Below are 26,558 nucleotides of genomic sequence, written 5' to 3'. Positions count from 1 at the left end.
TTTATTGAACTTTTACAATATAGTCACCTATTGAAATTTGCATTAACTTCTTACCTCTGCCTGCTCTATTTTGCTCTTTCAACTCATCTATATGCAATACTTTAACACTGTTGTTTGCAGAGTACAATGTTAGATTCTTGTCAAAATCATCTCCTAATTTAAGCTCATCTTCATCATTCGCTACAAAAATCTCTTTTACAAATATTACTTCATCATCCTCTTTCAAACTTATAGCCGTAACACCTGATGCATTTTTTCCCATAAAATTCACAGTATTAAGCTTAAAATTTATACCAAAGGAATTTCTTGTAAGAATTATTACATTGTTAGCATCTTCATCATTGCTACATAAAATACTTATTATCTCGTCATTTTCTGATTTTAGCTTATATCCTTTAACTGAAGAACTAGTAGTTAAGAACTCTTTTAAAGCAGTTCTTTTGATCAACCCTTTCTTTGTAAGGAAATATAAACTATCGCTTTTTTCAAAATCCAAAACAGATATTACATTTACTATTTTTTCTTTATTTTTATCATAACCATCTAAAATTATTTCTATGTTTTTACCTTCTTTGTTTATATTTTGTATAAGAAATGCTGGAATTTTATATACATTCCCTATACTAGTTATAAAAAGAAGTTTACTATTAGTATTGGTTACTAAAGATTTCATACCCTTCAAAGGCTTTTTACTACTTACTTTCAATAATTCACTATTATAATTTACAACAAATGTTTTGTAATCATATTCTTCAGTATACTGAACAAATTTGACATTGTCATTGTGCGGTAAATTAAACAGATTACTTCCTATTATATTTCTAGCCGTAAATTCTGGCGATGGTAGCTCCACTGTAAATTCTAATTCGTTATTAGTTGTTACTTTTAAATATTTGTATTCATCAGTAACATCGAATTGTTTTATATGAAGCAAATGTTCATCTGCTTTCATTTTTAAAGCTAAAAGTTTTGTATAGTTAGTTTTAAATTCAGATAACATTGTTGTTTTTATGTGACCTTTATCCGTGATAAATGTGAAATATTTCTTTTTATCAAAGTCGTCAATATTAAATATTCCAATGATTGTTTCATTTGATAAATCCAAAGATTTTATTAATGTATCTAACCTCTCACCTTTATCTTTCCACTTTCTCTCTGGAATATTTATAGCAGTTAATTTATATAAGTTTCCTGCATCAGTGAATATTATAATATTATTTTTAGTATTTGATTCAAATAAAAATTTATTATAATCTCCTTCTCTATATTCAATTTCTTCTATATTAGTATTTGATCTTTTATAAGATTTTTCGGATATCCTCTTTATAAAACCATCATTAGAGCATGTAATTACTATATCTTCTTCTATTATTATTTCATCAATTTCAATTTTTGCTTCTTCATCATTTTCAACAATCTTTGTTCTTCTGCTATCAGCATATTTGTTCTTTATTTCTGTTAATTCTTTCTTTATAACTTTAAATAATTCTTTTTCGCTATTAAGAATTTTTTCTAATCTTCTTATTTTAGTTGATAATTCTTTATATTCTTTTTCAAAGGCCTTTATTTCAAGTCCACTTAATTTATATAACATTAACTCAACTATAGCCTGAGCTTGTTCTTTTGAAAAACCAAATTCTTTAATAATATTATTTTCAGAATCACTTTTTGACTTCGAAGCTCTGATGAGAGCAATTATTCTGTCCATAACATCAATAGCCTTAATAAATCCTTCAACAATATGATGTCTTTTTTTTGCAACCATAAGTTCTTTTGTAGTTCTTCTAGTAACAACCTCTTTTTGATGATTTACATAACTTGAAATTATATCTTTTAAGTTCAACGTCATAGGTTTTTCATCTGAAATTGCTACCATATTAAAACTTAAATTATTTTGTAATTCAGTTTTTTTGAATAAGTATTTAAGTATTATATCAACAATATCTTTATCAACAGATTTTTTGAACTCTATAACTGCTCTTATTCCATTTCTATCAGATTCATCTCTTATATCTGTAATAGGTTCTAAAATCTTAGAGTGTCTTTTGTCAGCTGTCATTTCAGAGATGGATTGTAATAGCTTTGCTTTGTTACGTCTATATGGGAACTCTGTTATTACTATAGCTAATCTTCCATTGTCTAAAGTTTCAATAGAAGTTTTTGCTCTTAGTGTTACTTTACCTTCCCCTGTTGAATATGCTTTATGTAGTGCATTTGCACCTATTAAGATACCTCCAGTTGGTAAATCAGGTCCTTTTATGTAATTCATTAAATCCTTAGTAGTAATATTATTGTTTTCGATATATGCTATAGCCCCATCAATAACCTCACCTAAATTGTGTGGTGGTATATTTGTAGCAAGACCTACTGCTATTCCAAAAGAACCGTTGACTAATAAATTAGGAAATCTAGCTGGTAATACTCTAGGTTCCTTTTCTGTATCAGAATAGTTATCTACCATATCAACTGTATCCATATCTATATCACGGAGCATTTCCATAGATAAATCTGTGAGTCTAGCTTCTGTATAACGCATTGCAGCAGCATTATCCCCATCAATACTTCCCCAGTTACCATGACCATCAATTAACGGCGCTCTCGTAGTGAAGTTCTGTGCTAAAATTACCATTGCATCATAAACCGATGTATCGCCATGAGGATGGTATTTACCAAGAATATCTCCAACAATTCTAGCTGATTTATAATATGGTTTATCTGGAAAAGCTTTTAGTTTGTATGCTCCATATAGAATTCTTCGATGTACAGGTTTCATTCCATCTCTTACATCAGGCAATGCTCTTTCTTTTGCAACTTCAACTGCATAGGGTAAATAATTGTCCGGCATTGCTTCAGAAATTGGAATATTTACAATGTTTTTATCTACTGGTATTTTATAATTTTTTTTTGCCATATTTAGACTCCTTAAAATTCCGCATATTTATACATATAGTTTCTTCTAGGTTCTACTACTTCACCCATAAGAAGTGACACCATTTTTTCAGCTTTTGCTGCATCATCAATTGTAACCTTTTGTAGTGTTCTTGATTCTGGATTCAAAGTTGTTTCCCATAATTGATCTGGATTCATCTCTCCAAGACCTTTATATCTTTGAATTAATGCACCTTTACCTATTTCTTTTTTTGCCTTTTCAAGTTCCATATCACTATATGCATATATAATTTTTTCACCATTTCTTTGCTTTTTATAAACCTTATATAAAGGCGGTAATGCAATATATAGATGCCCATTTGTTATTAAAGGTTTCATATATCTATAAATGTAAGTCATCCATAAAGTTCTTATGTGATATCCATCCACATCGGCATCACTTAAAATAATAATTTTATCATACTTTAATTCTTTTTCATTATAGTTATCCAATACACCAGTTCCTATGGCAGCATTGAATAATCTTAATTCTTCACTAGCTATAACATTTTCAAGTTTTTGCTTCTCAGTATTCATTATTTTACCTTTTGAAGGCATAATAGTCTGGAATCTTCTGTCTCGAGCTTGCTTAGCACTTCCTCCGGCAGAATCACCCTCCACCACTATAAACTCACAGAATTCTGATTTTTTAAGTGTACAAACTGAAATCTTTCCTGCTAATGGAGCCGTTCCTTTTCCTACTTTCTTTTTTTCTGCATCATTGATTTTTTTTATTTTTTCTCTTCTAGCTGCAGCAGAAATAGCATTATTAATAATACTTGAAGCAACTTCTTTATTATCTTCAATCCATTCAGATAATTTACAATAAGCTAATTCATTCATCAAAGTATTAGCTTCGGTATTGCCTAGTTTTGTCTTTGTTTGACCTTCAAAGATTGGATTACTGATTTTTACTTTTAAAATAGCAGTCATCCCTTCTCTTAAATCATCACCTTCAAAACCTTTATCTTTCTCTTTAACCAAATTTAATTTTTTACCCCACTCTTTAAAAGCTCTAGTCATTCCAATCTTAAATCCTGTTTCATGAGTACCAGCTTCAGTAGTAGGTATATTGTTTACATAACTTGCTATGTTTTCTGAAGTTGAATCAGTAAACTGTATACATATTTCACCAGAGACTTTTAAATTATTTAACTCTTTTTCCCCTGTGAATAGAATTGGTTCCTTATGGATTACAGACTTACTCTCATTTAAATATTCAATAAAATCCAATAAGCCTCTTTCTGAAAGATATTCTTTTACAACGGGCTCGTCTTTTCTATCATCAATAAATTGAAGTTTAATTCCCTTATTTTGGAATGCTAATTCTTGTAATCTTTCATCAATTAATTCATCTTTAAACTTTACCGTACTAAATATTTCATCGTCAGGCATAAAAGTAATCTTTGTTCCCGTTTCTTTTGTTTTGCCGACTACTTCTAAGCCTGTAATAGGTGTTCCAGGCATATCTTTACGAACTTCTTTATCATATGCATACTCAAATCGTTGTCTGTATATTTGCTTTTTTTGTTTTACTTCAACTATGAGCCATTTTGATAAAGCATTTACAACTGCTGCTCCTACCCCATGTAATCCACCAGAAGTTTTATAATTTTTATTATTAAACTTACCACCAGTATGAAGCTCGGTAAATACCATCTCAACTCCTGATTTCTTCTTTATAGGATGAATCCCTGTAGGAATTCCTCTTCCATTATCTAAAATAGTAGCACTATTATCTTTATTAAGGATAATACAAATTTTATCACCGTATCCATTAGATATTTCATCAATAGAATTATCTAATATTTCCCATATGCAATGATGTAACCCCTTTACGCCAGTCGAGCCTATATACATACCAGGTCTTATCCTTACTGGCTCTAATTTTTCCAATGAGGTCAAATCAGTTACATCATAAGTATTTTTATTAATATTATTATCAATCATATATACCCTCCACTTAAAAAACAATAAAAATATAAATCAATAAATACATTTAATTTCAAGGAACCTACGTTCTTGTTATCTTTTGTCCTTTTTATTCTATCTAATTTTTTTAGATTTTACAAGTATTTCTCTTTAGATGCAAAAAACATCCTATAAAATTATTCTTAATAATCACTTTTATAGGATGTTTTTGCTATTTATTGTTTTTTCTTAAATTTATATCAGACTCTTGTTTAGATTTACTTTTATTTAGAAGAAAACTTTCAGAGCAACTATTATCGCCTTTGACTCTTATCCCTTTATCAAGGACTACATAGATGAAATAAACAAAATATATACCTGTTGAAGTCATTAAAAAATATTTAAGTATATCTTTCATACAAATCAGTCCAAAAATTAGTTATATATTATTATATGGACAAAGTTATAATTTTGCTAAACACAATTGAATCTTTTCAATAAATACTTCCATATCATTTTCTGATCCTATTGTAACTCTTAAGTAATTATCAATTCTTTTCTTATTAAAATATCTAACTAATACTCCTTCTTTTTTCAATTCAACGAATAAATCCTTTGCTTTTACTCTATCATGAGAAATAAAAATGAAGTTAGCCATAGAATTACATATTTTAAAATTCATTTTTTTCAACTCTTTAATGGTATTTTCTCTTGTACTGATTATTTTATTACACGTATATGTAAAATATTCTTTGTCTTCGATAGCTTCTTTTGCAACAACCATTGCTACTCTATCTATTGTATAAGAATTCACTGAATTTTTTACTCTTTCCAAACCTTCTATTAATTCTTCGTTACCTATAGCAAAACCTACTCTCATCCCCGCTAAAGATCTAGATTTTGATAACGTTTGAACCACTAATAGATTAGGATACTTTTCTACAAGTCCAATTGCAGTTTCCGCTCCAAAATCCACATATGCTTCATCGATTATTACTACATTATCCATATTATTTTTTAGGATTTCCTCTATTTGTTCTAATGTTAATGCAATACCTGTAGGTGCATTAGGATTAGGTATAATTATTCCACCATTTTCTTTATAAAATTCTTCTACCGGGATTTCAAAATTATCATTCAATTCTACTCCATTATACTGAATATTGAAGATATTAGCATACACTTCGTAAAAACTATAACTTATATCAGAAAATAAAATTGGTTTTTCAGGATTAAAAAAAGCCATAAATGCAAAAGCTAAAACTTCATCAGATCCATTTCCAACAAAAACTTGCTTTCTATTAACATCAAAAAATTTAGAAATAGAATCTTTCAATAAATCAGCATTTGGATCAGGGTACAGTTTTAAATCATCATAATCCATATTTTCCAAAACTTCTTTTACTTTTGGTGATGGTGGAAAAGGATTTTCATTTGTATTTAACTTTACATACTTCTTATCCTTTGGTTGCTCTCCTGGAACATAAGGTTCCAATTTTTTTGTTAATTCACTCCAATACTTACTCATAATAACGTCCCCTTTATTATTTACTTTATTTTTAAAACAATATTTATATCTATGCTATAGTTCGCAATTTATCCTCATTGCGTTATCTCTATAAACTCATTAAACAATTTTAAATTATTCAAAACTTCGTCTTCCCAAGCAATTTTCTTGTATTCTGGATTCAATTTAATTGCCATTTTTAGAGATTTGAATGCTTCATCTTTAGCTCTACAAAAGGCTAGTATTCTACTTTTACTATAATATGCTTTGTCATATTTTGGATTTACTTCAATAGCCCTATCAAAGTCATTTATAGCATTTTCAAATTCTCCCAAATAGCATAGTGCACTTGCTTTATTGTAATAAACCCAATCAAGATTTGACTGTAGTTTAATAATTATTTCATAAGTTTCCACTTCTTTTTTATAATTTTTTAATTGATGATAATTTTCAGCTATATAATTATAAGCTATAATATTTTTTGGGTTTGCTTTTAAATATATTTCAAAGTATTTAATTGATTCTTCATAATTTTTAATCTTAAAAAGAGTAAGTGCTTTATCCATACTTTTTTTATTAAAAGCTTCATTTTCCTCCTCAAGATCATTATAAATATTCAAAGCTTTTTCATATCTTTCCAGTTTATATAGTGAAGTAGCTTTTATTAGTAGACAATCCGTATAATTTGGGTTCAATGACAAACATTTATCACAACAATTAAGTGCATGGGTATATTGTTTCATTTTCAAATGAGTTCGTGCTTTATTTAAATATAATATACTATCTTCAGAATTCATATTTATTGCTACTTCATAAGCCTTTACTGCACTATCATAAACACCTTTTGAAAAATACAAATTACCTTTTTCATTAAATAAAAGATAGTTATTTTCATCTTTTTCAATTTCACTCTCTATAATATTAAGAGCAAGATCATACTCTTTTTCTGAATACAGTTTCCTTATTTTAACCAATTTATTTTCCTTTATCAGTTTCAAATAATGCCTCATAAAATAAACACTTAAAACTATTATAATCAAATCTATTGCGATAAGAATTTTGAATGCCATATCCTCCCCCCTATCAAATTCTGGCATATATATTATATATTATTTTACATGAATATACAATGAACAAAGGTATATATAGCTAGAAAGTCGCTCCACTTCACTAAGAACTTCTAATTTATTTTGCTTCTTTTTCAAAAAAAAAGATAGAAACTCTCAAATGAGAATTTCTATCAAGAAATATATTTAATGTGTTTAATGAGTTAGTAATTTCTTTTAGCTGATATTTATTATATAAGCAAATACTATGCCAATTTTTTTAACACTCAATAAACCTTTATATTTTAACGTTTTCTGTTGATAATAAAACAAGTGTCCTAAAAGTGAACATAAATCACACCGGAAATGTGTTCACTTTCAGGACACTGTCCTGTTTTTTAACACCCTTTTACAATGAACTGTTCGCAAAGTTAGCAAAGCTTACTTCTTATAACTCAAATTCAATTTTGTATTTCTCAATTTTCTTGTATAAAGTATTTCTACTTATTTTTAATATTTTCGCTACTTTTGATATGTTTCTATTAAATTTTTTTAAACATTTTTCAATATGAACCTTTTCTACTTCTTCTAAAGAAAACATTTCGTCAATATATTCACATTCAATCCTTGATTTATCTTTCTTTTTATTAATTTCCTTAGTATAAAGAGAGTATGACGAATTTCCATTGAAATTCACGAGATTTTCAACATAATTTTCGAGTTCTCTTATGTTTCCTGGCCAATGGTAATTCAACATGCTTTCTTTCAAATTATCATCTATTCTAGGTATTTGTTTATTCAATTTCATGGCTTTATTCCTCAAATAATACCTTATTAAGATTGATATATCTTCTTTTCTATCTCGTAGTGGAGGAATTTTTATTGGTATTACTTTTAACCTATAATATAAATCTTCTCTAAAAGTACCTCTTTTTACCTCTTCTTGTAAGTCTCTATGCGTTGCTGCAATGATCCTTACATCAATATCAATAGTTTTTTCTCCTCCTACGCGAGTAATTTTCCCTTCTTGTAACACTCTCAGTAATTTTACTTGCATATCTAAAGACATTTCTCCAATTTCGTCTAAAAATAGTGTGCCTCTATGTGCTAATTCAAATTTTCCTGGACAGCCTCCCTTTCTAGCACCAGTAAATGCACCATCAACATATCCAAAAAGCTCACTTTCCACTAAACTTTTAGGAATAGCTCCACAATTCACTGCAATAAAACTTCTACTCTTTCTATCACTATGATTATGAATTGATTGGGCCATTAATTCTTTACCAGTACCGCTTTCACCATTAATCAAAACTGTAGACGGACTTTTTGCAATTACTTTTGCAAATTCAATTACTTCCTTCATTTCATTGCTTTCACAAACTATGTCCTCAAAAGTGTATTTTGCGCTAAACCCAGAATACTTATTAACCAGATTAATTACATTGTCAATTTCCTTAAGTATAACTACAATACCAATCAATTTTTTATCTGAGATAATAGGTGTTACTGATAAATGATATACTCCTTTTATATATCCATTTAAATTTGCCTCTCTATCTTCATAAGAATCGCCTTTTTCCAATGTTTTTAAAATATTTTTCCAATTTGGCAAAATATCGTCTACTTTTTTATTCAAAATAAACTCTTCTCTAACTCCAAATATTGAACAAGCAGCCTTATTAATAGTTTTTATCCTACCATCCTTACCCACAACATAGATTCCATCTTTTATTGAATCAATCATAGTATTTAAGTAGTCATATGCCTCAATGATTTTACTATTTGCTTTTCGGATTATCAAACTTCCCTCAATCGAATTTACTGCTGCTATAACTAGTCCTAAAGTATGAGAATGAACTTTCTCCTTTTCACCAGTTAAATTCAAAGTTCCAATAATAGAATCAAATTCATCATGAATTGGAGCCGCAGAACATGTCCACTTATGTTCTTCTGTAATAAAATGTTCTATAGCTGAAATTTGTATAGGAGCATCTTCTTTTATAGCTGTTTCTATAGAATTTGCACCAATACATTCTTTATTCATATAAGTTCCTACAATCATTTCTATCTTATTGGCTTCTTCTAATATAGTTGAATCTCCTATTATGTTTAATATACATCCTTCTTTATCTGTTAAAATTATTATGAACCCTGAGCCATCTAAAAATGTATCTAATGTTTTCATTGCAACAGATGCCGCTTTAATAAGTCTCTGATTTTTCATTAAATTTCTCATCAATCATATTAGACCTCCTCAAAATACTTCATATATTATTATGCGAGCTAAGATTTAACTTTTCAAGTATATAATCATTAATATAGAATAATTCCTTTAAAACAAAGAACTTATATAATATAATAAAAACGTGAGGAGTGAAACAAATGTTGAGAAAAACAATGGAAAAGTACAGAAATAAAGAATTATACGATTTGAGCTGTTCTGAAACTATGCTTTCTTCTGCTAATGAAGAGTATAATATGGATTTATCAAAAGATACTTTAAGAGCAATGGCTCCTTTTAGCGGTGGAATGTATTGTAACGAGGCATGCGGATGTATCACAGGTTCATTAGCAGTATTAGGAATTTTATTCGTTGACAAAGGTGCTCATGAAAGTGATTATATTAAAGATTTAACTGTTGAGTTTATAAATGAATTTGAAATGAAGTTAGGCCATAGAAACTGTGAGCCTTTAAAAGAAAACTATAGAACTGAAGAAAACGGTTGTACCGACCTTATGTATGACACAGCAGATATTTTAGACGCAATTGTTACAAGAGAACTGAATAGGAAAGATAAATATCTTTAAAGTGACAAGTGACAAGTGACAAGTGACAAGTGACAAGTGACAAGTGACAAGTGACAAGTCAATTATAACAGTGTAATGATAGATATATCTATCATTACACTGCTGCAAATACCATTGTATGCCCTTCGATAAATCTATAAAATAGTTTATCTATATATTAGTATTCTAATATATAATAACTAAATGCATTAACAATAGTTGTTTCTTCATAAACCCTTATTCTTTCTTCACGACCATAATTTAAGTGTTGATGGCCATGAAAATGATATTTAGGTTTATACTTATCCAAGACCTTGTTAAAAGTTTTAAATCCGGTATGGCATTTGTCTTCCCCATCTCCAAGCCCGAAAGCTGGCGCATGGGATACAAAAATATCTATACCACCATTTCTATAAAACTTAAATCTATTTTTGTTAATAGCTTTTTTTACTTGATTTTCTTTAAATTGAAAAGGTCCTCCAGAATACCAATTACTTCCACCAAATCCATAAATTTTAATTCCTTTATACTCAATTAACTTATTATGTATATTTGTACAGCCTTCAGGTGGCTTAACCAGATATCTTTTATCATGATTCCCCGGAACATAAAATAAAGGTCTGTTTATCATCGTCACTAAAAATGATAAGTACGTAGCTTTTAAATCACCACAGGAAACAATAAAATCAATGTCTTTAAAATTCTTCTTATCAAAAAAATCCCATACATATTTTGATTCTACGTCCCCTATCAACAAAACTTTCATATATCCTCACCCTTCATAGATGTAGAACCAAAGCCTCCTTTTCTAACTTGATTAACTACATTATCATCATCAGCAAGCAAATATTTATGAAAAATAGCTTGAGCTACAGCCTCTCCTTTTTTTAGACTAAATTTATCTTCTCCTTCATTTTTCAGAGCAATAAAAATATGTCCCTCATTCTTTGTATTGTTATAATAATCAGAATCAACTACACCTACTTGATTCTTAATTCTAATATTAAATTTAAAACCGTGACCACTTCTAACTCTAATAGATAGCCACTCATCATCTAGCATATAAGCCTTTATTCCTGTAGGAACTATTATTTCTTCAGTAGGCTCAAGTTCTATATCAAATAGTGTATATATATCATAGCCTGCCGATTTTAATGTAGCTCTTTTAGGGAAAATAATACTACTATATTCATTATCAATATTATCGAAATCATATTTTTTAAAGTCTTTTTGAAACTGATCTAAACTAATTTTTTCAAATCCCCTAATTTTATCCATTAAAACACCCTTCCAGTAATTATTATAATTGCTAATTCATATTTTATCATAATAATCTAATTTAAGATATTATTAGACATAGAATAATTGAACTTTTATTTGATTATTGCATTTAGAATGCTATACTTTAACTATAACATTATGTAACTAATTTCGTGGAGGAAATTTTATGACTAATACTGAATATGATATCTATTATGCAAAAGCTAATAGAAAAGCAAAAGCAAGATTTTCAGAAAGAGTTTCCAACGGGGAATCTGGATATTTAACCTCTTTAGATCAAATTTTAGATAGAAAAAATATTGAAACTGAAATTTATGCAGGTTTGTTTGAAGTCCCTTTATACAAAATCAAAGGAACCTATACTTATTCAAGAGCTAAGGCCTTTTCTGACAACTTTATGCCATTGCTTGATGAAGGTACTGAATTCAATCAAAAATGGGTTACCCTATATGCGAGCCATTTAAAAGAAGGAATTAGAGATCCTATAAAGGTATACGAATATTTAAATTGGTATTATGTAGTTGAAGGTAATAAAAGAGTAAGTGTTTTAAAATCAATTGAAGCTTATTCTATTTATGGATATGTAACTAGATTAGTACCTAAATATGATGAAAATAATCCAATAATAAAAAAATACTATAAATATTTAAATTTCACAAAAAAAACAGGTTTACGTTGGATATGGTTTTCAAAACCAGAAAATTTTGATGAACTTCTCTCTCTCTTTAATCAATATCATCCTAGATTAAAAATTTATGATGATAAATACAAACACTTTGAGAATTATGTGTATGCAAATTTTAGACGTGCTTACAAAAATGCTGGCGGGGACATACTTTCTATTACAACTGGTGACGCTATCTTGAAATATTTAAAGCTATATGGTATTCCGCAAGAGTTTAATGAATATGATAAAGATAAATTTATGAGAGACTTCGTAAGTGAACTTTCAAGCATCTCTCTTGTAAATCAAAAAAAAGTTTACTCAGAACCTATTCTTGAACCTAAAAAAAATGTTATGACTACTCTAACTTCTTTGGTATCATCAAAAAAGAAATATAAAATTGGATTTATATATCAAAATAATGTAAGAAACAATGGGTGGACATATGCTCATGATAGTGCTAGAAGATATGTTGCAGAAATTTATAAGGACAGAATTACTACATCATACATCGAAAATGTCCCTTCTTCTTTAGAAGCATATGAATATATAAAAAAATTAGTTAAAGAAAAGAATGACATTATAATTACTACACATCCTACTTTTAAAAATGCTACTTTAAAGGCTGCACTAGAATTTCCTAATGTAAAATTTTTAAATTGTTCAAATTCTCCGTCATTTAAACATGTTATTATGTACTATGCAAGAATTTACGAGTCAAAATTTTTAATCGGTCTATTAGCAGGAATTTTAACAAATTCTAATAATATTGGATATGTAGTTGGTCATCCTATCAAAGAAAACATTACCGAAATAAATGCTTTTGCTCTAGGTGTTCAGTTACTTAATCCTAATGCTAAAGTTGTTGTAAAATGGACACTTGATCAAAATTACTTATCCATTAAGGATGATGTAAAAAAATACTTTAGTGATAAAAATGTTGATTTGGTTTTCTACAATACATTGCCTGTTTCTGGAGATGATACTTTACAATTTGGTTTATGTAATTTAGATGGTAATAGAAAACGAGATGAAAGTTATGCTTTCTCTCATTATGCTAATTTGATCTTGAATTGGGAAATGTTTTATGATAAATTTATTAGTTTATTACTAAACTCCTCTTCCACAAACTTCTCTGAGTTCTTTTCTAATAATTCGGATATAGTTAATTACTGGCTTGGTATTGATTCAGGTATAGTGGACATAGTGTACTCATCAAAATATGTGCCAGAAAGAACAAAAGTCTTTATGGAGTTTTTTAGAAAGACAATTATAAAAAAAGATTTCCATCCCTTTACAGGGCCAATATATGATCAAGAAGGAGCTCTCAGAATTAATAAAGAGAAGACAGCCACATATGAACAATTACAATCAATGGACTGGTTTGTAAAAGGAGTAGATGGAAAAATCCCCCCATTAAAAGAGGAAATTATAAATAATATCGAGCTTTAAAAAGCAATGCTCAATTTTTGAGCATTGCTTTTTCTTAATATTACATTAAAATTTATCTAATAACTGGAAAGTCCCATAGTTTTTATTTATAATATATCTGAGGTGAGATAATGCCAAAAAAAATATTAATTGTTGAAGATGAACTAAAACTGGCTCGATTTGTTGAACTAGAACTAAAATATGAGGGTTATAATCCAACTATAGTATGTGATGGTAGAGAAGCATTGAGTCTTATACTAAATAATGATTTTGACTTAATATTATTAGATATAATGCTACCTTCATTAAGTGGATTAGAAGTATTGAGGAGGTTAAGACAGAATTCTGACATCCCTGTTATTCTTTTAACTGCTAAAGATGAGATATCTGACAAAGTAACAGGTCTAGATTATGGTGCAGATGATTATATTACTAAGCCTTTTGCAATAGAAGAATTGCTCGCGAGAATTAGAGCTACCTTACGACACAAAAAAATATCTAAGCTACCTGAAAATATATATATTATTGAAAAGTTAGAAATGAATTTAAATAAGTATACTGTTTCATATGACCACATTAATATTGAATTAACAAAAACAGAATTTGAATTACTTAAATATCTTATTGAAAACAAAAATTTAGTGTTATCAAGGGAAAAAATCATATCACATGTTTGGGGATATGATTACTGTGGTGACACAAATATAGTTGATGTTTATATACGATATTTAAGAAGCAAAATCAATAAATTATCTAACAAAAAATTCATATATACTGTAAGAGGGGTAGGTTATACAATAAAAGATGAATAATATACCTAAGATTTTTAAAATAATAATTTCAATAGTGAAAATATGCTTCAATATTTTTGCATATTTTGTGAGATTATCGTGTTCATTAGCTAAACTCCTTAGAATTGCATTTAAGAAAATAGAAAACAGATTTTATTTTTCTATAACTTTTAAATTTACAATAATATACGCTTTCATTTTTTCAGTTATAATGTTTGTATCAAGTGCAATTATATTAACTGTTTTTAAATTGAATCTTATAGACAAATTGTTACTATCTAATAATTTATCTATAAAGAATCAATATTTAGTTTTGCTGATAGCTGTAAATTCTATAGGTTTCCTAATAACACTAAAAATCGGTTCTAATATTAGCAAAAAAATTCTCCTTCCAATTGAGGATATGAACAAAACTGTGAAAGATATTTCTATAAACCATTTAGATACTAGAATAAATGTTGCCGGTACTAAAGATGAATTAAAGGAGCTTGCTAAAACATTTAATGAAATGCTTGATAGGTTAGAGAAATCCTACGAGCAACAGAACCAATTTGTTTCTGATGCTTCCCATGAATTGAGAACCCCTATAGCTGTAATTCAAGGGTATATAAATCTTTTGGATAGATGGGGCAAAAATGATCCTGCAGTATTGGATGAATCAATTTTAGCTATAAAATCCGAATCAGAGAGCATGAAGGATCTGATTGAAAAATTGCTTTTTTTAGCTAGAGCAGATAAGCATACTCAAAATATTAATAAATCTAATTTCCCTTTACATGATTTGATAGATGAAGTGATAAAAGAAACTAAACTTATTGACTCATCTCATCTTATATTAAATGAAAAAAACCATAGAATAATTTTTTATGGTGATAAAAAATTAATAAAACAAGCTATAAGAATTTTTATTGAAAATAGTCTCAAATTCACTCCTGAAGGAGGAAAAATAACACTAAATTCTTTAATTCAAGAAGATAAAATATTAATTGAGATTATTGATACAGGTATTGGAATTTCAAAAGAAGATATTTCTCATATTTTTGATAGATTTTATACAACTGATAAATCTCGTTCCAAAAACTCAACAGGTAATGGCCTAGGACTCGCAATAGTTAAATGGATAATTACTCAGCATAAAGGTTCTATTAATGTTCAAAGTAAAATAAATTCAGGAACCAAAATAAGTATTATTCTTCCTAATTCAAATAAGGCAGCCATATAGCTGCCTTATACTTTCAATTTTATGATTATAAAATCATGATCATAATGTATTTTCTTAAATATACTAAACCCATAATCATCTAATTCGCCAGTTTCATTTTCGCCATTTTCATTAAATTTGTCAGATGTTCTTCTTTTAATTATTATATTTTCATTATCAAAAGTAACAGAAAAGTCATTATATAAACCATGTGAAAATATTTCACAAGTTAATACTGAATCTTGTGGTAGAACATATAATTTGGGATCATTAATCTCAAATCCTTCTCCAGGATATGTTCCAATAAGTATTTTTTCTTCTTTGTTTCCATTTAATATTAAACTTAACTTTGTATTAATCTCCTTTCCTTCACCTTCAGTATCTTTTTCTTCAGTTATAAATTCCCACCCTACCTTTATTAATTCAACTTTTTTAACTTCAGTATTTGACCCTGCAAGAGTCCCTTTCATTTCTAAATTCTTTTCCTCTGAATCCATATAATATAGATCATATTTTTCAGCAATAACTGTATACAAAATCAAAAATATGATAATACATGTTAATTTTTTCTTGAATTTCATCAAAATAATGTCCTTTAGCTTTTAATTATTAGTACATTTATATATATTTAAATATACAATTGCATATGCATAAATTAAACTTCACTCCTATATTAAATGATTTTTTTCATAAAAAAGAATCCAATTATCAACTGGATTCTTTTGTTCTCACTGTATTTTCTTTTTCTATAACTTCAACAAGTTCTAATGGGTCTTTGAGAACATAATCAGGGGAAGCACTTTTAAATTCTTTCATAGGAAACAAAGTCCAAGATACTAATGCAGTTTTTATTCCTGCATTAATACCACAATTAATGTCATGTGGACTATCCCCTATTATTATTAATTCATCAATAGAATAACCATTCTCTTTAATAACCTTATTAATACATTCAGGATGAGGCTTTTTCTTTTCAACATCATCTACACTTATTATAAAGTCAATATAACTAACAAGATTAAATCTATTCAATCCATAATTTATGCCTCGTCTACTTTTATTTGAAGTAATACCTATTTTATATCCTTTACTTTTTAAAACCCGTAACATTTCTTCAATATTTTCAAAAATAAAAGTCTTTTCCTCTTCTCTACTCCTATATCCAGTTCTATAATGTTCAACCATATCACTGCACATTTCTTCAGAAAAATATTTCATTTGTTCTACTATTGGTTTACCAAGAATAGGGATCAACTCTTTAAAATCAACCACCCTACCTGTAAAACTTTCTATAGAATCCTTAAGACTCTCAATAACCGCCTCATTTGTATCGATTAATGTCCCATCAAAATCAAATAGTATACACTTTATCATATGTTTCTATCCCCCTACTTTTTCATACTTTTTAAAAACTATTTATGTTTCCCATGTTATTCTTTGTAGAAATAAAAAAAACTAAGAAATTAGTGACAAGTTAATGATGATTTTCTTGCAGAAAATCTTTAACTAAACCTTTATCATCTTCGATGATTGAACAATGAACTTTTGCTATGCAAAAGGAATTTTTTTTATCTTTTATTTAATTAAAAGCTTTCGTTTACGAAAGGTATCATGAACTTGTTCGCAATTTATAATTATTGCTTCACAGCTTGTTCTGGCACTTTAAGAAATAGTCCTCCACCAATTATAAATAATATAATTATACTAACAATACCAAATCTTGAATTGCCTGTTATATAAGTAACAAAACCCATTAAAAGAGGTCCCATTATTGAAGCAAATTTTCCAAATATATTATAGAACCCAAAGAATTCACTTGCTTTCTCTTTAGGAATTATTTTTCCAAAATACGAACGACTCAAAGCTTGTATTCCACCTTGGGATGTTCCTACCAAAATTCCTAAAATCCAGAATTGAATTGTTGTTGTCATAAAATACGCATATATAGTAATAAAAATATATACACAAATGCCTACTAAAATCATTTTTTTTGCTGAATATTTTTTAGCTAACTTGCCAAATAAAATAGCAAATGGAAAAGCTACAAATTGGATAGCTAATAAAATTAGCATCAAATCGTTAGATTTTATTCCTACATCTCTTCCATAAATTGTAGCCATTTTTATTATAGTAGATACCCCATCTATATAAAAGAAGTAAGCCAACAAAAACATAAATATAGTTTTATACTTAGTAATATTTAAAAATGTTTCATATAATGTAGCGAAACTATGTTTAATAACATGTCCTTCTGGTTCAATGAAATAAACTTGTTTAACATTTTTAAGCATAGGTATAGAAAATATAAACCACCATACTGCAGTAATTAAAAATGATAACTTTGTTGCTTGCAGGGTTGTTACCCCTATTAATTCAGGTTTCATAATAAATATAATACTTATTATAAATGGTATAGTACTTCCGATATAGCCAAATCCAAATCCTAATGATGAAACCCAATCCATCCTATCTTCTGTAGTTACATCAACTAAAAATGAATCATAAAAAACATTAGATCCTGAAAAACCTAAAATAGCAAATATATAAATAACAATACATAAAAACCAATTTCCTTCATTAACAAAAAAGAATAAAGAAGTAAATATAACGCCTAAAACTAAAAAGAAAGTAAAAAATTTCTTTTTGAATCCTTTATAAGCTGCAATAGTCCCCAATACTGGTGCTAAAAATGCTACTAACGCAGTAGCAATAGCATTACCGTAACTCCAGTAAGTAGTAGATAAATGTGTTGGCAAATCTTTTGCGACAACATCTTTGTAAAAAATCGGTAAAATAACACTTAAAATTGCCATAGCAAAAGCAGAATTGGCCCAATCATACAAAATCCAACTTTTCTCTTTTTTTGTCATTAATACACCCCTTTTCTTTATAATCACTAATTTTATAATTGCTCCACACTAATATTATAATATCACAATAAACTGATCTCTGTAATTAATTAATATTTTTTAAACTAAAAATAACATTAAAAGAAAACACTTCTAAAAAATATTAATATTTTTCTTAACAAATTATAAAAAAAATACTAAACTATATATATACTATATATAATGATTTATATATCAATTTTAAATGAGGTGAAATTTTGTCTGATGTAATAGCTCACATACTGTGTGGTGAAAAAACTCTTGAAAAAATAAATAATACTACTTTTAAAACTGAAATAGCAAAACATCCCTTGCTATTAAATATAGGTTGCCAGGGTCCAGATATTTTTTTGTATTATAAAGTATGGCCTTGGGTGAAAAAAGATGAATTCAATTCTTTAGGAAATCTTCTACATAATAAAAAAACAGGGGATTTTTTGTACTTAAGTGCTATGTACTTAACTCAACAAGAAAATTCAGATGAGTTTTTTCAACTTTTCACTTATATTATGGGTTTAATCTGTCATTATAACTTGGATCGATTTACACATCCATTTATTTACTATTTTTCTGGAATAAGTGATGGTTCAAAAGAAACAAAAAAATATTCAAATTACCATAAACAATTTGAAATAATACTAGATTCTTTTATTCTAAAAAAATATAAAGGTAAGTTATCTTCAAAAGAAAAAATTCATAATTTGGTTAAATACGATATCAATAATAAACTTCCTGGTATAATACCCTCTTATTACAAAAAAACTATTAAAGATGTCTATAATATAGAAATAAGTAGTTCTATTATTGATACTTCGGTAAAAGATATGTATAAAGTACTAAAATTATTACATGACCCTTTTTGTATTAAAAAAATCACTTTAAAAACTTTTGCTTGTATAACAAAAAAAGATTTAATTTACTCTTATGCAATTTACCCACATAAAATAAATTATGATAAAGATTACTTAAATCTTAACCATAAGAAGTGGTCTCATCCTTGTTCTTTAACTGAATGGAGTAGAGATTCTTTTCTCGACTTATTCCAATCAGCTGTTGATGCGTCTGCTAGTATGATAAATGATTTAGTGGATTATATTATATCAAAAGATGAAGAAATTTCTTTGAAATTAAAAAATCATTTTAGAAATGTATCCTATAATACTAATAAACAAAATAGTCCCGAAATACAATTAAAATATTTTGATTGTATTTTTGAAGAAAAAAATAAATAGTAATGAAAAAACATTACTATTTATTTAAAACCTTTGGTCTCATTGTAAAAATTAACATTAACATTAACATCTAAATTCAATTCTGTTATTTTAATAACATCTTCTACTTTATCGTGAGGATACTTTCTTTCAAACTCTTCTGTTATATCAAAAATATCAATTCCTTTTTCTTTGTAGCTATCAAATACATCCCTGCAAGCTTTTTCAATATTTTTCTCAGTCATTTCTCTTATATTATTTATATTTGATTCATTAGTATCAAATTTGCCCTGAACTTCACCTAGTGCCGTATTAACTTTTATTTTTTTGTAAAGCTTAACTTTTTTTCCGTCATATTCTATTTTCGAATTTGTTTTACTCTTCAATATTTCTAAAGACAAAAATTTGCCAGGCACTTCTGGATTTTCAGGTTCTAGAGTACCACTCTCAATATTATCAAGCAAAAAATTAAATCCTTGACCTTGAGTTCTCTCTATTACTCCTACCATCTTATCTTCTTTTACAGCTGCACCACCAACTATTTCTAATTTATTTTCTCCTACTTTTTCTTTTTTTGTTTGAATTAACGGTATTACACTGGTTTTGTCTCCTGTCACTCTTTGTTTCATATAATTATTAAGACTTAACTCCACTCCCCTGGAAGAACTTCCAATGTTGTCTATCATTTTAATAATAAATACTCCAATATATTTATTTTCCTTAAATTCAGTTTCAATTAATTTTTGAGCATCTTCTTTAGTTATACATACGAAAGCTCTTATTAACAACTCTTGATCTCTATCTAAAAAATCCACAAATCTATCTAATCCACTTTCAGCTGCCTTTTCAGTAAATATTATAATTCTGTTTTGTGTAAAATTTATTTTATAACTTGTAGCCAAAGAAACCGTTCTCAAAGCTTCAAAAAGAGTTTTGCCTTCTCCCTTAAATATTAATCTCTTACCACTTTGTGTCTCTGATGCATCTCCACCAACTGGTTTATAAGTTTCAATATAAAGTACTGGATTGTTATACTCATCAATATCTATTAATAACATTGTAGCAAAGATTGCATTATCAATATCTCTATAACTAAAGCAAGATGTATTGACTATTGAAGTAATTATTAATAATATTACAATAACGATTTTTTTAGGCTTCACCCTGATCATCCTTTTCAAAAATACTATTTGAAATTTCTTTTAAATCTCTTCTCATAAGCAAATCTTTCATACTGAATGAACTTAATGTACCTAGTGGAAATAAATATGGATACCCACAACTATCTAAAGAGGATAAGTGCTGTATCAATATAAAAAATCCAAAGTAAAATCCAGGTAATCCCATAAATGAAGCTAAAATAACCATTAAAACACTCCATAACATAACTGAAATATATAAATTTGGTATAAGGAAAGTAGCAATCGATGAAATCGAAACAACAACTATAGTACTTTGTGAAGCTAACCCTGCCCCAACAGCTGCATCTCCAAGAATCAAAGCACCTACGATACTTAATGCTTGACCTGTTGGTTGGGGCAATCTAACACCCGCCTCCCTCAACAACTGAAAAAAACCAAGCATTAATATTACTTCAACAAATGTTGGAAATGGTACTCCAACCCTTGACGAACTTAACCTAAAAACAAATTTCGTAGGTATAAGAGCAAAATGATGTGTTGTAAGTGCAATATATAACCCTGGTGTAAATACAGCTAAAAATAATGCCAGTAATCTTTGACACCTAGTTATATTTGCCGTTACTCTATTTGAATAATAATCATCAGACACTTGAAAGTTTTCAATAAAAAAGAAAGGTGCATATAATACACTTGCTGATCCATCAACAATAATAGCTATTTTCCCCTCAAGAATTTTTGATGAAATAACATCAGGTTTTTCACTATATCCTAAAGTACTAAAAGATGTATTTCTATTCTCAAACTCTTCTTCAATATAATTAATATCTAAAATAAAGTTTATATCAAGGTTATTGATTTTTTCTCTAATATAATTAACTAATTTATCTGGAGTAGTCCCGTTTAAATAACAAATTGTTACATTAGTATTAGTCTGTTTTCCAACAATCATATTTTCAAATTTTAGATTTTCATTATGAATTTTTCTTCTTATTAGAGAAATATTATCTAATAAGACCTCATTAAATCCCTCTTGAGGTCCTTTTAAACTTGCTTCTGTAACTGGAACCCCAATTCCCCTTCGAACAAAACCTTTTGCATCAACAAATAATGCCCTAGAAGAATTTTCGAATAATATAACTACATCCCCCACAAGTATATGTGCAATTGCGTCTTTATCATCCGAAATATCGCCAATAGTGCACGCATTCAATACACTATTTATAATTTCATTAGACTTTGAAATATTCCTATTTCGTAATATGGGTTCAACAATATACTCACTAATATATTTTGAATCAGTCAAATCATCAATATATATTAAATTTACTTTATTACTTTCAATAGCTAACTCACGAAATTTAACATCAAAACTTCCCTCAAGAGAATTCTTGATAGAATCTAAAATATACCCATTCATATTTATCACCTAAATTTATTATTTCTTTGTTAAAAGGATATTATTCAGTTATTGGTAAATAATATCTCTATGAATATTTTCTAATTGAGGTGATTTCTTGCAAAATATTAACTCAAAGCATTTTATGTTTCTAATTTTTGGTACTTCTATAGTATCACTAAAAACTTATCCAAATTTAATTGTGATGTTAAGTGGAAGAGATGCTTGGATTGCTGTAGCAGTAGCATCAATTTTCTTTTTTCTGTATTTTCTATACCTAGTAGAAATATGTTTAAAAACAAATAATTTTAATCTAATAAAAATTTATAAAGGAGCCTTAGGTAATAAAATTGGGTTTATATTTATAGTTTTTTATATAATAACCTTATTTATAGCGCTTATTGAATGTTCGTCAGTAGAAGGTAGTTCAGTAAAAAATCACCTCCTAATTAATACTCCCGTTTGGTATAATTTATTATTCTTCTTTTTGACAACTTTATTTGCAATAAAAAAGAATATGAATGCTTTAATTATCACTTGTATTGTAGGATTAACTTTTATTTTTATTGCAGGAATCAATCTAGCGTTTTTAACAATTAAATATAAAGATTTTAAATATATTTATCCAATAATGGCTAATGGAATAGATAAAAACTTCATTTTATCAGTTATAAAAGCCCTTGCACTCTATAGTACAATATTTATAACATTTCCATTTTTAGATTATGTTGAAGATAAATATTTACTAAAAAAAAATATTATAATTGCTCTACTGATAGTTATTCAAATGGAAATTGTATCTATGCATGGGTTAATAACTACATTTGGTCCAAATAGGTCTGTTGATATTTTATATCCAAAAATAATTCAAACACAACTAGTTAGTATGTTTCATTTTTTAGAAAGTGGAGAATTTTTTGTATTATTACAAATAGTAGGAGGATGGCTAATCAAATACCTTATTGTTAGTTTTTCGATAATGATTTTAGTTAAATATTTTAATTACCATAATAAAAACATTCTTTATATTATTACTGCAGTTTTATATATTATTACATTTTTTATATCTAGAAACAATATGATTCTTTTTGAATTTATTCAAATACTTCCTTGGATATACCTTGTTAATTTCTTTATAATACCCTGCATTGTATTTACTATATACTACATAAATTATAAATTTCGTAGAATTAAATAGTAAAATTTGAAGCGTTTCTACATTTCTAATATCAAACTCTTTATAAAAAAACAAAAATATGTTCTAAAACTAAACCACAAAAATAATTCAGTCTAAATTTATTTTTGTGGTTTAATGTAATTGTAATTAGTTATTTTAGAATATCTTTACTAAATTCAATGTTTCTTATAATAATAATTTGTTACTATTGGAGTTGACCGTTGCTTATCTTCCTCAGATAATTCATTATAATCTGGAATTATCTGCTCTAATACTTTATCCCATAGGGATTTTTTGTTTTTTTTACTCATAATAATCCTCCTTCTAACTCATTACACAGTCCATTTACCACTGTTTTAGCTACAATATATAGTTTCTGTTAAAAAAAGGTTTATATACTATACTTGTGATATAAAGAATCTTAATTGAAATAAAAGACGAAATAAATCAGTGACAAGTGATAAGTTACAAGTGACAAGTTAAAGAATAACTTCTACTAATTTCTTTCAAAAAATGCCTGAGACGTGCATATTTTTGAAAGAAAAGTAGAACTAACTCTTAAGCCGACCCATAGATGATGGAATAATGAGCTTTTGCTGCGCAAAAGGAATTTTTTTTATCTTTCATTTAATTAAAAGCTTTCGTTTACGAAAGGTATCATGAACTTGTCACTTATCACTTGTAACTTGTCACTATAAATTTCGAACTTGTTCGCAATTTATAATTAGTGCGTTCAACGATTTAAATCACTGTATTTTAAAAAGTAAATTACTCTTCTTTCTTTGATTCATCTATAATCTCTTGAATTTTTGCTGAACAATTCTTTCCTTTGCATGATCCTGATCCTGCTCCAGTTGTTTTTTCCACTTCTTCAACAGTTGTTGCACCATTGTTGATGGCTTTTTTTATCGTTGCCCTGGTAATAGACTTACAAGTACATGTTTTTGTGATTTTATCCATAATTTCAATTTTAAATTCATTCATAATATCTTCTCCCATTGTTTTAATTTTGCACTTTTATTATATAACAACTCCAAATACAAATAAACATTATTAGTAAATAAGATTTATTTTTTTATTTCTAGTATTTTGTATATTTATTATCATAAAGTCAATACTTATAAAAAATCAATACTTATAAAGTGAGGTGTAAAAATGGCTTCTTTACATATAACAATAGTGTTACTATGTTTACTTCTTGCATTTAAAGTACTAGAAAAGATATTACCTAGCATTTTAGATGGAATAAATTCACAGTATTCAGAAACAAAATTAAATTTAGGCATAGTTTCGTTAAATTTCTTATCAAATTTATCTTACGAAGCTTTTAATAACTATTGTTTGAAAATATTAGAAAGATATTTTCACAACAATACCAACAAGCCTTATTCTAATAATCCCGATTTGATTTCATATGTATTTACCAATTCTTATAATAATGAAACTTACGTAAGTATAAAAAAATTTGACTTGGATTATGAATATGAAGAAGAAGATATTTCGATAGACACTAATTATGTCCATAAATTTATTGGAGCATTAGCTCATGATAATGTTAAGCGAGGAGTTTTGATTACCAATGGTAATGTTTCTTCAGATGCTAAGGCTCTCGTGAAAGATGTGCGGGATCAATTTAGAATAATTCTAATTGATGGAATCAATCTTACAAAACTATGTTGGAAAAAAGGATGTGAATAACTATGAATATTGTAAATATGTTTTTGGATGGCTTATTTCAAATTTTGAATTATATTCTTTTTGTAATATTAGTTCTTCTTTCAATTAAACTTATTATTAAAACTTACAAGTTAATTAAAAAATATAATGCTAACTCCAATGAAATAAAAGAATTCCAAAAAAAAGATTATAGTAATAAATTTATACAAGATTTTTCAATAGAAGAATTTAAACTATGGTGTTTAAATTCTCTAGAAAGACAAGGATACTCAAATTTTAAGAACAAATATAAAAGTCAGTATCTAGTATGTTCTAAAAATAACCTTAATTATTTAGTTTACTGTTACAAAAATTCACAAAAATCTGTATCAGTTGATGATTTAAGAAATGCTTTAGGACTTATGGTAGTAGAATGTGTTAATAATATTATATTAATATCTCCATCTAAACTATCAAAATCATCAAAGAATTTTATTCAAACTCTTCCCTCTGAATATAAAATCGAATTTATAAACCTATCTGATTTACATAACAAAACTACAATTGAAAATACTAATATCCTACAACAAACATAAGAGTTTTGACGATATGTCATAAACTCTTATGTTTTCTTTTATTGTTTTTTTGCTACAATGACCATAGCCATTGAGTTTTCATTAAATGAGTCTTCTTTAAAAGAACCGAATATCTCTACTGAAGTGAATCCTGCCTTATAAAGACAGTTAGTAAATTCTACTGACTGAAGTGGATATAATTCTACCTTACTTATAGAAGGTTCATTATCTTTTGAGATAATTTCTCCTGTAAATATTATTTTATTTTCTTTTAAACTATATTTTCTTATAAACTTTATTCCATACTCATCTCGTACAATAGTAGGTAAATTTTTCACATCAAACTTTAATATTCTGTCATAATTTACTGTCTGAACTATAAAAACGCCTTTTTCTCCCAGAGTATTATACACATCTTTTGTAAATTCATAAATTTCATCAATATCAGTTAAATGTACAATAGAATTTCCGATACAATAAATAGCTCCATATCTTTTATTTATTTTACTTATATTAAGCATATTCATATTGTATATACTGTTTTCAAAACCATTTTTATTTATTTTTTCTTTGGCTAGTTCAAACATGTTTTTATCTATTTCAAGACCTTCAACATTATAACCTTTTTTTAATAATTCTACAGCATAGTTCCCTGTACCCATTGCAACATCTAATATTCTTATGTTTTGTGGAAGGTACTTTTGTAAAAATCTACATTGATATTCTCCTGCTGGAAAAATCACATCATAAATTGAATCTTTTGCTAGTTGATCATAAAATTTCAACTTTATCACCTCTTAATGTTATTTTTGCATTGTTTTAACTATTATTATTTAAACTCTTAACTATGGTTATTCCACAAAAAGTAATTTAGTTGAACTTTGACCACAATATGAATTGTCAGAAATGTTCAATCTGCAATATATAGCGTCAGAATGCATCAATCTGTGGTAGATATTGTGGTGG

Annotated in this window: 24 protein-coding genes; 8 read left to right on the top strand and 16 right to left on the bottom strand. The window is 27.5% G+C overall.

Annotated features, from left to right (window positions below; genetic code table 11):
• Position 1: 1 nt before the first annotated feature.
• The 6 genes from ACQ3F0_RS00620 to ACQ3F0_RS00595 form a co-directional block, all read right to left on the bottom strand.
• The gene (locus ACQ3F0_RS00620; protein WP_428863058.1) at positions 2 to 2,911 is read right to left on the bottom strand and encodes a DNA topoisomerase IV subunit A; all 2,910 of its coding nucleotides are present in this window, start codon (positions 2,909 to 2,911) and stop codon (positions 2 to 4) included.
• A gap of 11 nt (positions 2,912 to 2,922) precedes the next feature.
• On the bottom strand, positions 2,923 to 4,878 hold the full coding sequence (locus ACQ3F0_RS00615) for a DNA gyrase/topoisomerase IV subunit B (RefSeq protein ID WP_428863056.1): 1,956 nt from the start codon (positions 4,876 to 4,878) through the stop codon (positions 2,923 to 2,925).
• A 193-nt stretch (positions 4,879 to 5,071) separates the two neighbouring features.
• Positions 5,072 to 5,257 (bottom strand): hypothetical protein, encoded by a 186-nt coding sequence (locus ACQ3F0_RS00610; RefSeq protein ID WP_428863054.1) that lies wholly within the window; start codon positions 5,255 to 5,257, stop codon positions 5,072 to 5,074.
• Positions 5,258 to 5,302: 45 nt separating this feature from the next.
• A complete protein-coding gene (gene hisC, locus ACQ3F0_RS00605; protein WP_428863053.1) occupies positions 5,303 to 6,367 on the bottom strand; it encodes a histidinol-phosphate transaminase in 1,065 nt (354 codons plus the stop codon).
• A 74-nt stretch (positions 6,368 to 6,441) separates the two neighbouring features.
• Positions 6,442 to 7,416, bottom strand: coding sequence for a tetratricopeptide repeat protein (locus tag ACQ3F0_RS00600; RefSeq protein ID WP_428863051.1), 975 nt, complete (start codon positions 7,414 to 7,416; stop codon positions 6,442 to 6,444).
• A gap of 424 nt (positions 7,417 to 7,840) precedes the next feature.
• Positions 7,841 to 9,628, bottom strand: a complete 1,788-nt coding sequence (locus ACQ3F0_RS00595) for a sigma 54-interacting transcriptional regulator (RefSeq protein ID WP_428863703.1) — start codon at positions 9,626 to 9,628, stop codon at positions 7,841 to 7,843.
• A 146-nt stretch (positions 9,629 to 9,774) separates the two neighbouring features.
• On the opposite strand from ACQ3F0_RS00595, the gene ACQ3F0_RS00590 reads away from it, so the two are divergent.
• Positions 9,775 to 10,200 carry a C-GCAxxG-C-C family (seleno)protein gene (locus ACQ3F0_RS00590; protein ID WP_428863050.1) on the top strand — a complete coding sequence of 142 codons (426 nt, stop codon included), beginning with the start codon at positions 9,775 to 9,777 and terminating at the stop codon, positions 10,198 to 10,200.
• A gap of 157 nt (positions 10,201 to 10,357) precedes the next feature.
• Here the strand turns inward: ACQ3F0_RS00590 and ACQ3F0_RS00585 are convergent, their stop codons facing one another.
• Complete coding sequence (locus tag ACQ3F0_RS00585) at positions 10,358 to 10,945, bottom strand: metallophosphoesterase family protein (RefSeq protein WP_428863048.1); 588 nt, start codon at positions 10,943 to 10,945, stop codon at positions 10,358 to 10,360.
• Complete coding sequence (locus ACQ3F0_RS00580) at positions 10,942 to 11,457, bottom strand: dCTP deaminase/dUTPase family protein (protein ID WP_428863046.1); 516 nt, start codon at positions 11,455 to 11,457, stop codon at positions 10,942 to 10,944. The genes ACQ3F0_RS00585 and ACQ3F0_RS00580 overlap by 4 nt, the downstream gene beginning before the upstream one ends.
• Positions 11,458 to 11,626: 169 nt before the next feature.
• Between ACQ3F0_RS00580 and ACQ3F0_RS00575 the strand changes: the two genes are divergently transcribed.
• The 3 genes from ACQ3F0_RS00575 (at position 11,627) to ACQ3F0_RS00565 (ending at position 15,568) form a co-directional block, all read left to right on the top strand.
• On the top strand, positions 11,627 to 13,576 hold the full coding sequence (locus ACQ3F0_RS00575) for a BMP family ABC transporter substrate-binding protein (protein ID WP_428863045.1): 1,950 nt from the start codon (positions 11,627 to 11,629) through the stop codon (positions 13,574 to 13,576).
• 107 nt (positions 13,577 to 13,683) lie between these two features.
• Positions 13,684 to 14,367: a response regulator transcription factor gene (locus ACQ3F0_RS00570; protein ID WP_428863702.1), complete on the top strand. Its 684-nt coding sequence runs from the start codon at positions 13,684 to 13,686 to the stop codon at positions 14,365 to 14,367.
• Positions 14,360 to 15,568 carry a sensor histidine kinase gene (locus tag ACQ3F0_RS00565; RefSeq protein ID WP_428863043.1) on the top strand — a complete coding sequence of 403 codons (1,209 nt, stop codon included), beginning with the start codon at positions 14,360 to 14,362 and terminating at the stop codon, positions 15,566 to 15,568. The genes ACQ3F0_RS00570 and ACQ3F0_RS00565 overlap by 8 nt, the downstream gene beginning before the upstream one ends.
• A gap of 5 nt (positions 15,569 to 15,573) precedes the next feature.
• Here the strand turns inward: ACQ3F0_RS00565 and ACQ3F0_RS00560 are convergent, their stop codons facing one another.
• The 3 genes from ACQ3F0_RS00560 to ACQ3F0_RS00550 form a co-directional block, all read right to left on the bottom strand.
• Complete coding sequence (locus ACQ3F0_RS00560) at positions 15,574 to 16,128, bottom strand: hypothetical protein (protein ID WP_428863042.1); 555 nt, start codon at positions 16,126 to 16,128, stop codon at positions 15,574 to 15,576.
• 127 nt (positions 16,129 to 16,255) lie between these two features.
• Positions 16,256 to 16,921, bottom strand: coding sequence for an HAD family hydrolase (locus tag ACQ3F0_RS00555; RefSeq protein ID WP_428863041.1), 666 nt, complete (start codon positions 16,919 to 16,921; stop codon positions 16,256 to 16,258).
• Positions 16,922 to 17,181: 260 nt separating this feature from the next.
• Positions 17,182 to 18,417, bottom strand: a complete 1,236-nt coding sequence (locus ACQ3F0_RS00550) for an MFS transporter (RefSeq protein ID WP_428863040.1) — start codon at positions 18,415 to 18,417, stop codon at positions 17,182 to 17,184.
• Between the two features lie 236 nt (positions 18,418 to 18,653).
• Between ACQ3F0_RS00550 and ACQ3F0_RS00545 the strand changes: the two genes are divergently transcribed.
• Positions 18,654 to 19,667, top strand: coding sequence for a zinc dependent phospholipase C family protein (locus ACQ3F0_RS00545; RefSeq protein ID WP_428863039.1), 1,014 nt, complete (start codon positions 18,654 to 18,656; stop codon positions 19,665 to 19,667).
• A 20-nt stretch (positions 19,668 to 19,687) separates the two neighbouring features.
• On the opposite strand, the gene ACQ3F0_RS00540 is transcribed toward ACQ3F0_RS00545, so the two are convergent.
• The gene (locus tag ACQ3F0_RS00540; protein ID WP_428863038.1) at positions 19,688 to 20,809 is read right to left on the bottom strand and encodes a Ger(x)C family spore germination protein; all 1,122 of its coding nucleotides are present in this window, start codon (positions 20,807 to 20,809) and stop codon (positions 19,688 to 19,690) included.
• Positions 20,799 to 22,205, bottom strand: a complete 1,407-nt coding sequence (locus ACQ3F0_RS00535; RefSeq protein WP_428863036.1) for a spore germination protein — start codon at positions 22,203 to 22,205, stop codon at positions 20,799 to 20,801. The genes ACQ3F0_RS00540 and ACQ3F0_RS00535 overlap by 11 nt, the downstream gene beginning before the upstream one ends.
• A 97-nt stretch (positions 22,206 to 22,302) precedes the next feature.
• Here ACQ3F0_RS00535 and ACQ3F0_RS00530 point away from each other — a divergent pair, with 97 nt between their 5' ends.
• Complete coding sequence (locus ACQ3F0_RS00530; RefSeq protein ID WP_428863035.1) at positions 22,303 to 23,382, top strand: endospore germination permease; 1,080 nt, start codon at positions 22,303 to 22,305, stop codon at positions 23,380 to 23,382.
• Positions 23,383 to 23,537: 155 nt separating this feature from the next.
• Here the strand turns inward: ACQ3F0_RS00530 and ACQ3F0_RS00525 are convergent, their stop codons facing one another.
• Positions 23,538 to 23,672, bottom strand: a complete 135-nt coding sequence (locus ACQ3F0_RS00525; RefSeq protein WP_428863033.1) for a hypothetical protein — start codon at positions 23,670 to 23,672, stop codon at positions 23,538 to 23,540.
• A 457-nt stretch (positions 23,673 to 24,129) separates the two neighbouring features.
• Positions 24,130 to 24,345, bottom strand: a complete 216-nt coding sequence (locus ACQ3F0_RS00520; protein ID WP_428863031.1) for a (2Fe-2S)-binding protein — start codon at positions 24,343 to 24,345, stop codon at positions 24,130 to 24,132.
• 171 nt (positions 24,346 to 24,516) lie between these two features.
• Between ACQ3F0_RS00520 and ACQ3F0_RS00515 the strand changes: the two genes are divergently transcribed.
• Both ACQ3F0_RS00515 and ACQ3F0_RS00510 read left to right on the top strand, forming a co-directional pair.
• Positions 24,517 to 25,059 (top strand): restriction endonuclease, encoded by a 543-nt coding sequence (locus tag ACQ3F0_RS00515; RefSeq protein WP_428863030.1) that lies wholly within the window; start codon positions 24,517 to 24,519, stop codon positions 25,057 to 25,059.
• 2 nt (positions 25,060 to 25,061) lie between these two features.
• Positions 25,062 to 25,613 (top strand): restriction endonuclease, encoded by a 552-nt coding sequence (locus ACQ3F0_RS00510; RefSeq protein WP_428863028.1) that lies wholly within the window; start codon positions 25,062 to 25,064, stop codon positions 25,611 to 25,613.
• A gap of 38 nt (positions 25,614 to 25,651) precedes the next feature.
• Here the strand turns inward: ACQ3F0_RS00510 and ACQ3F0_RS00505 are convergent, their stop codons facing one another.
• Positions 25,652 to 26,377, bottom strand: a complete 726-nt coding sequence (locus tag ACQ3F0_RS00505; protein ID WP_428863027.1) for a class I SAM-dependent methyltransferase — start codon at positions 26,375 to 26,377, stop codon at positions 25,652 to 25,654.
• Positions 26,378 to 26,558: the final 181 nt, after the last annotated feature.

This window comes from Clostridium sediminicola (genome assembly GCF_050402865.1).
In the GTDB taxonomy this organism is placed as follows: domain Bacteria; phylum Bacillota; class Clostridia; order Clostridiales; family Clostridiaceae; genus Clostridium_AF; species Clostridium_AF sediminicola.
The sequence above is the reverse complement of the archived record's forward strand: the minus strand, read 5'-3'. Positions and strand labels throughout refer to the sequence as shown.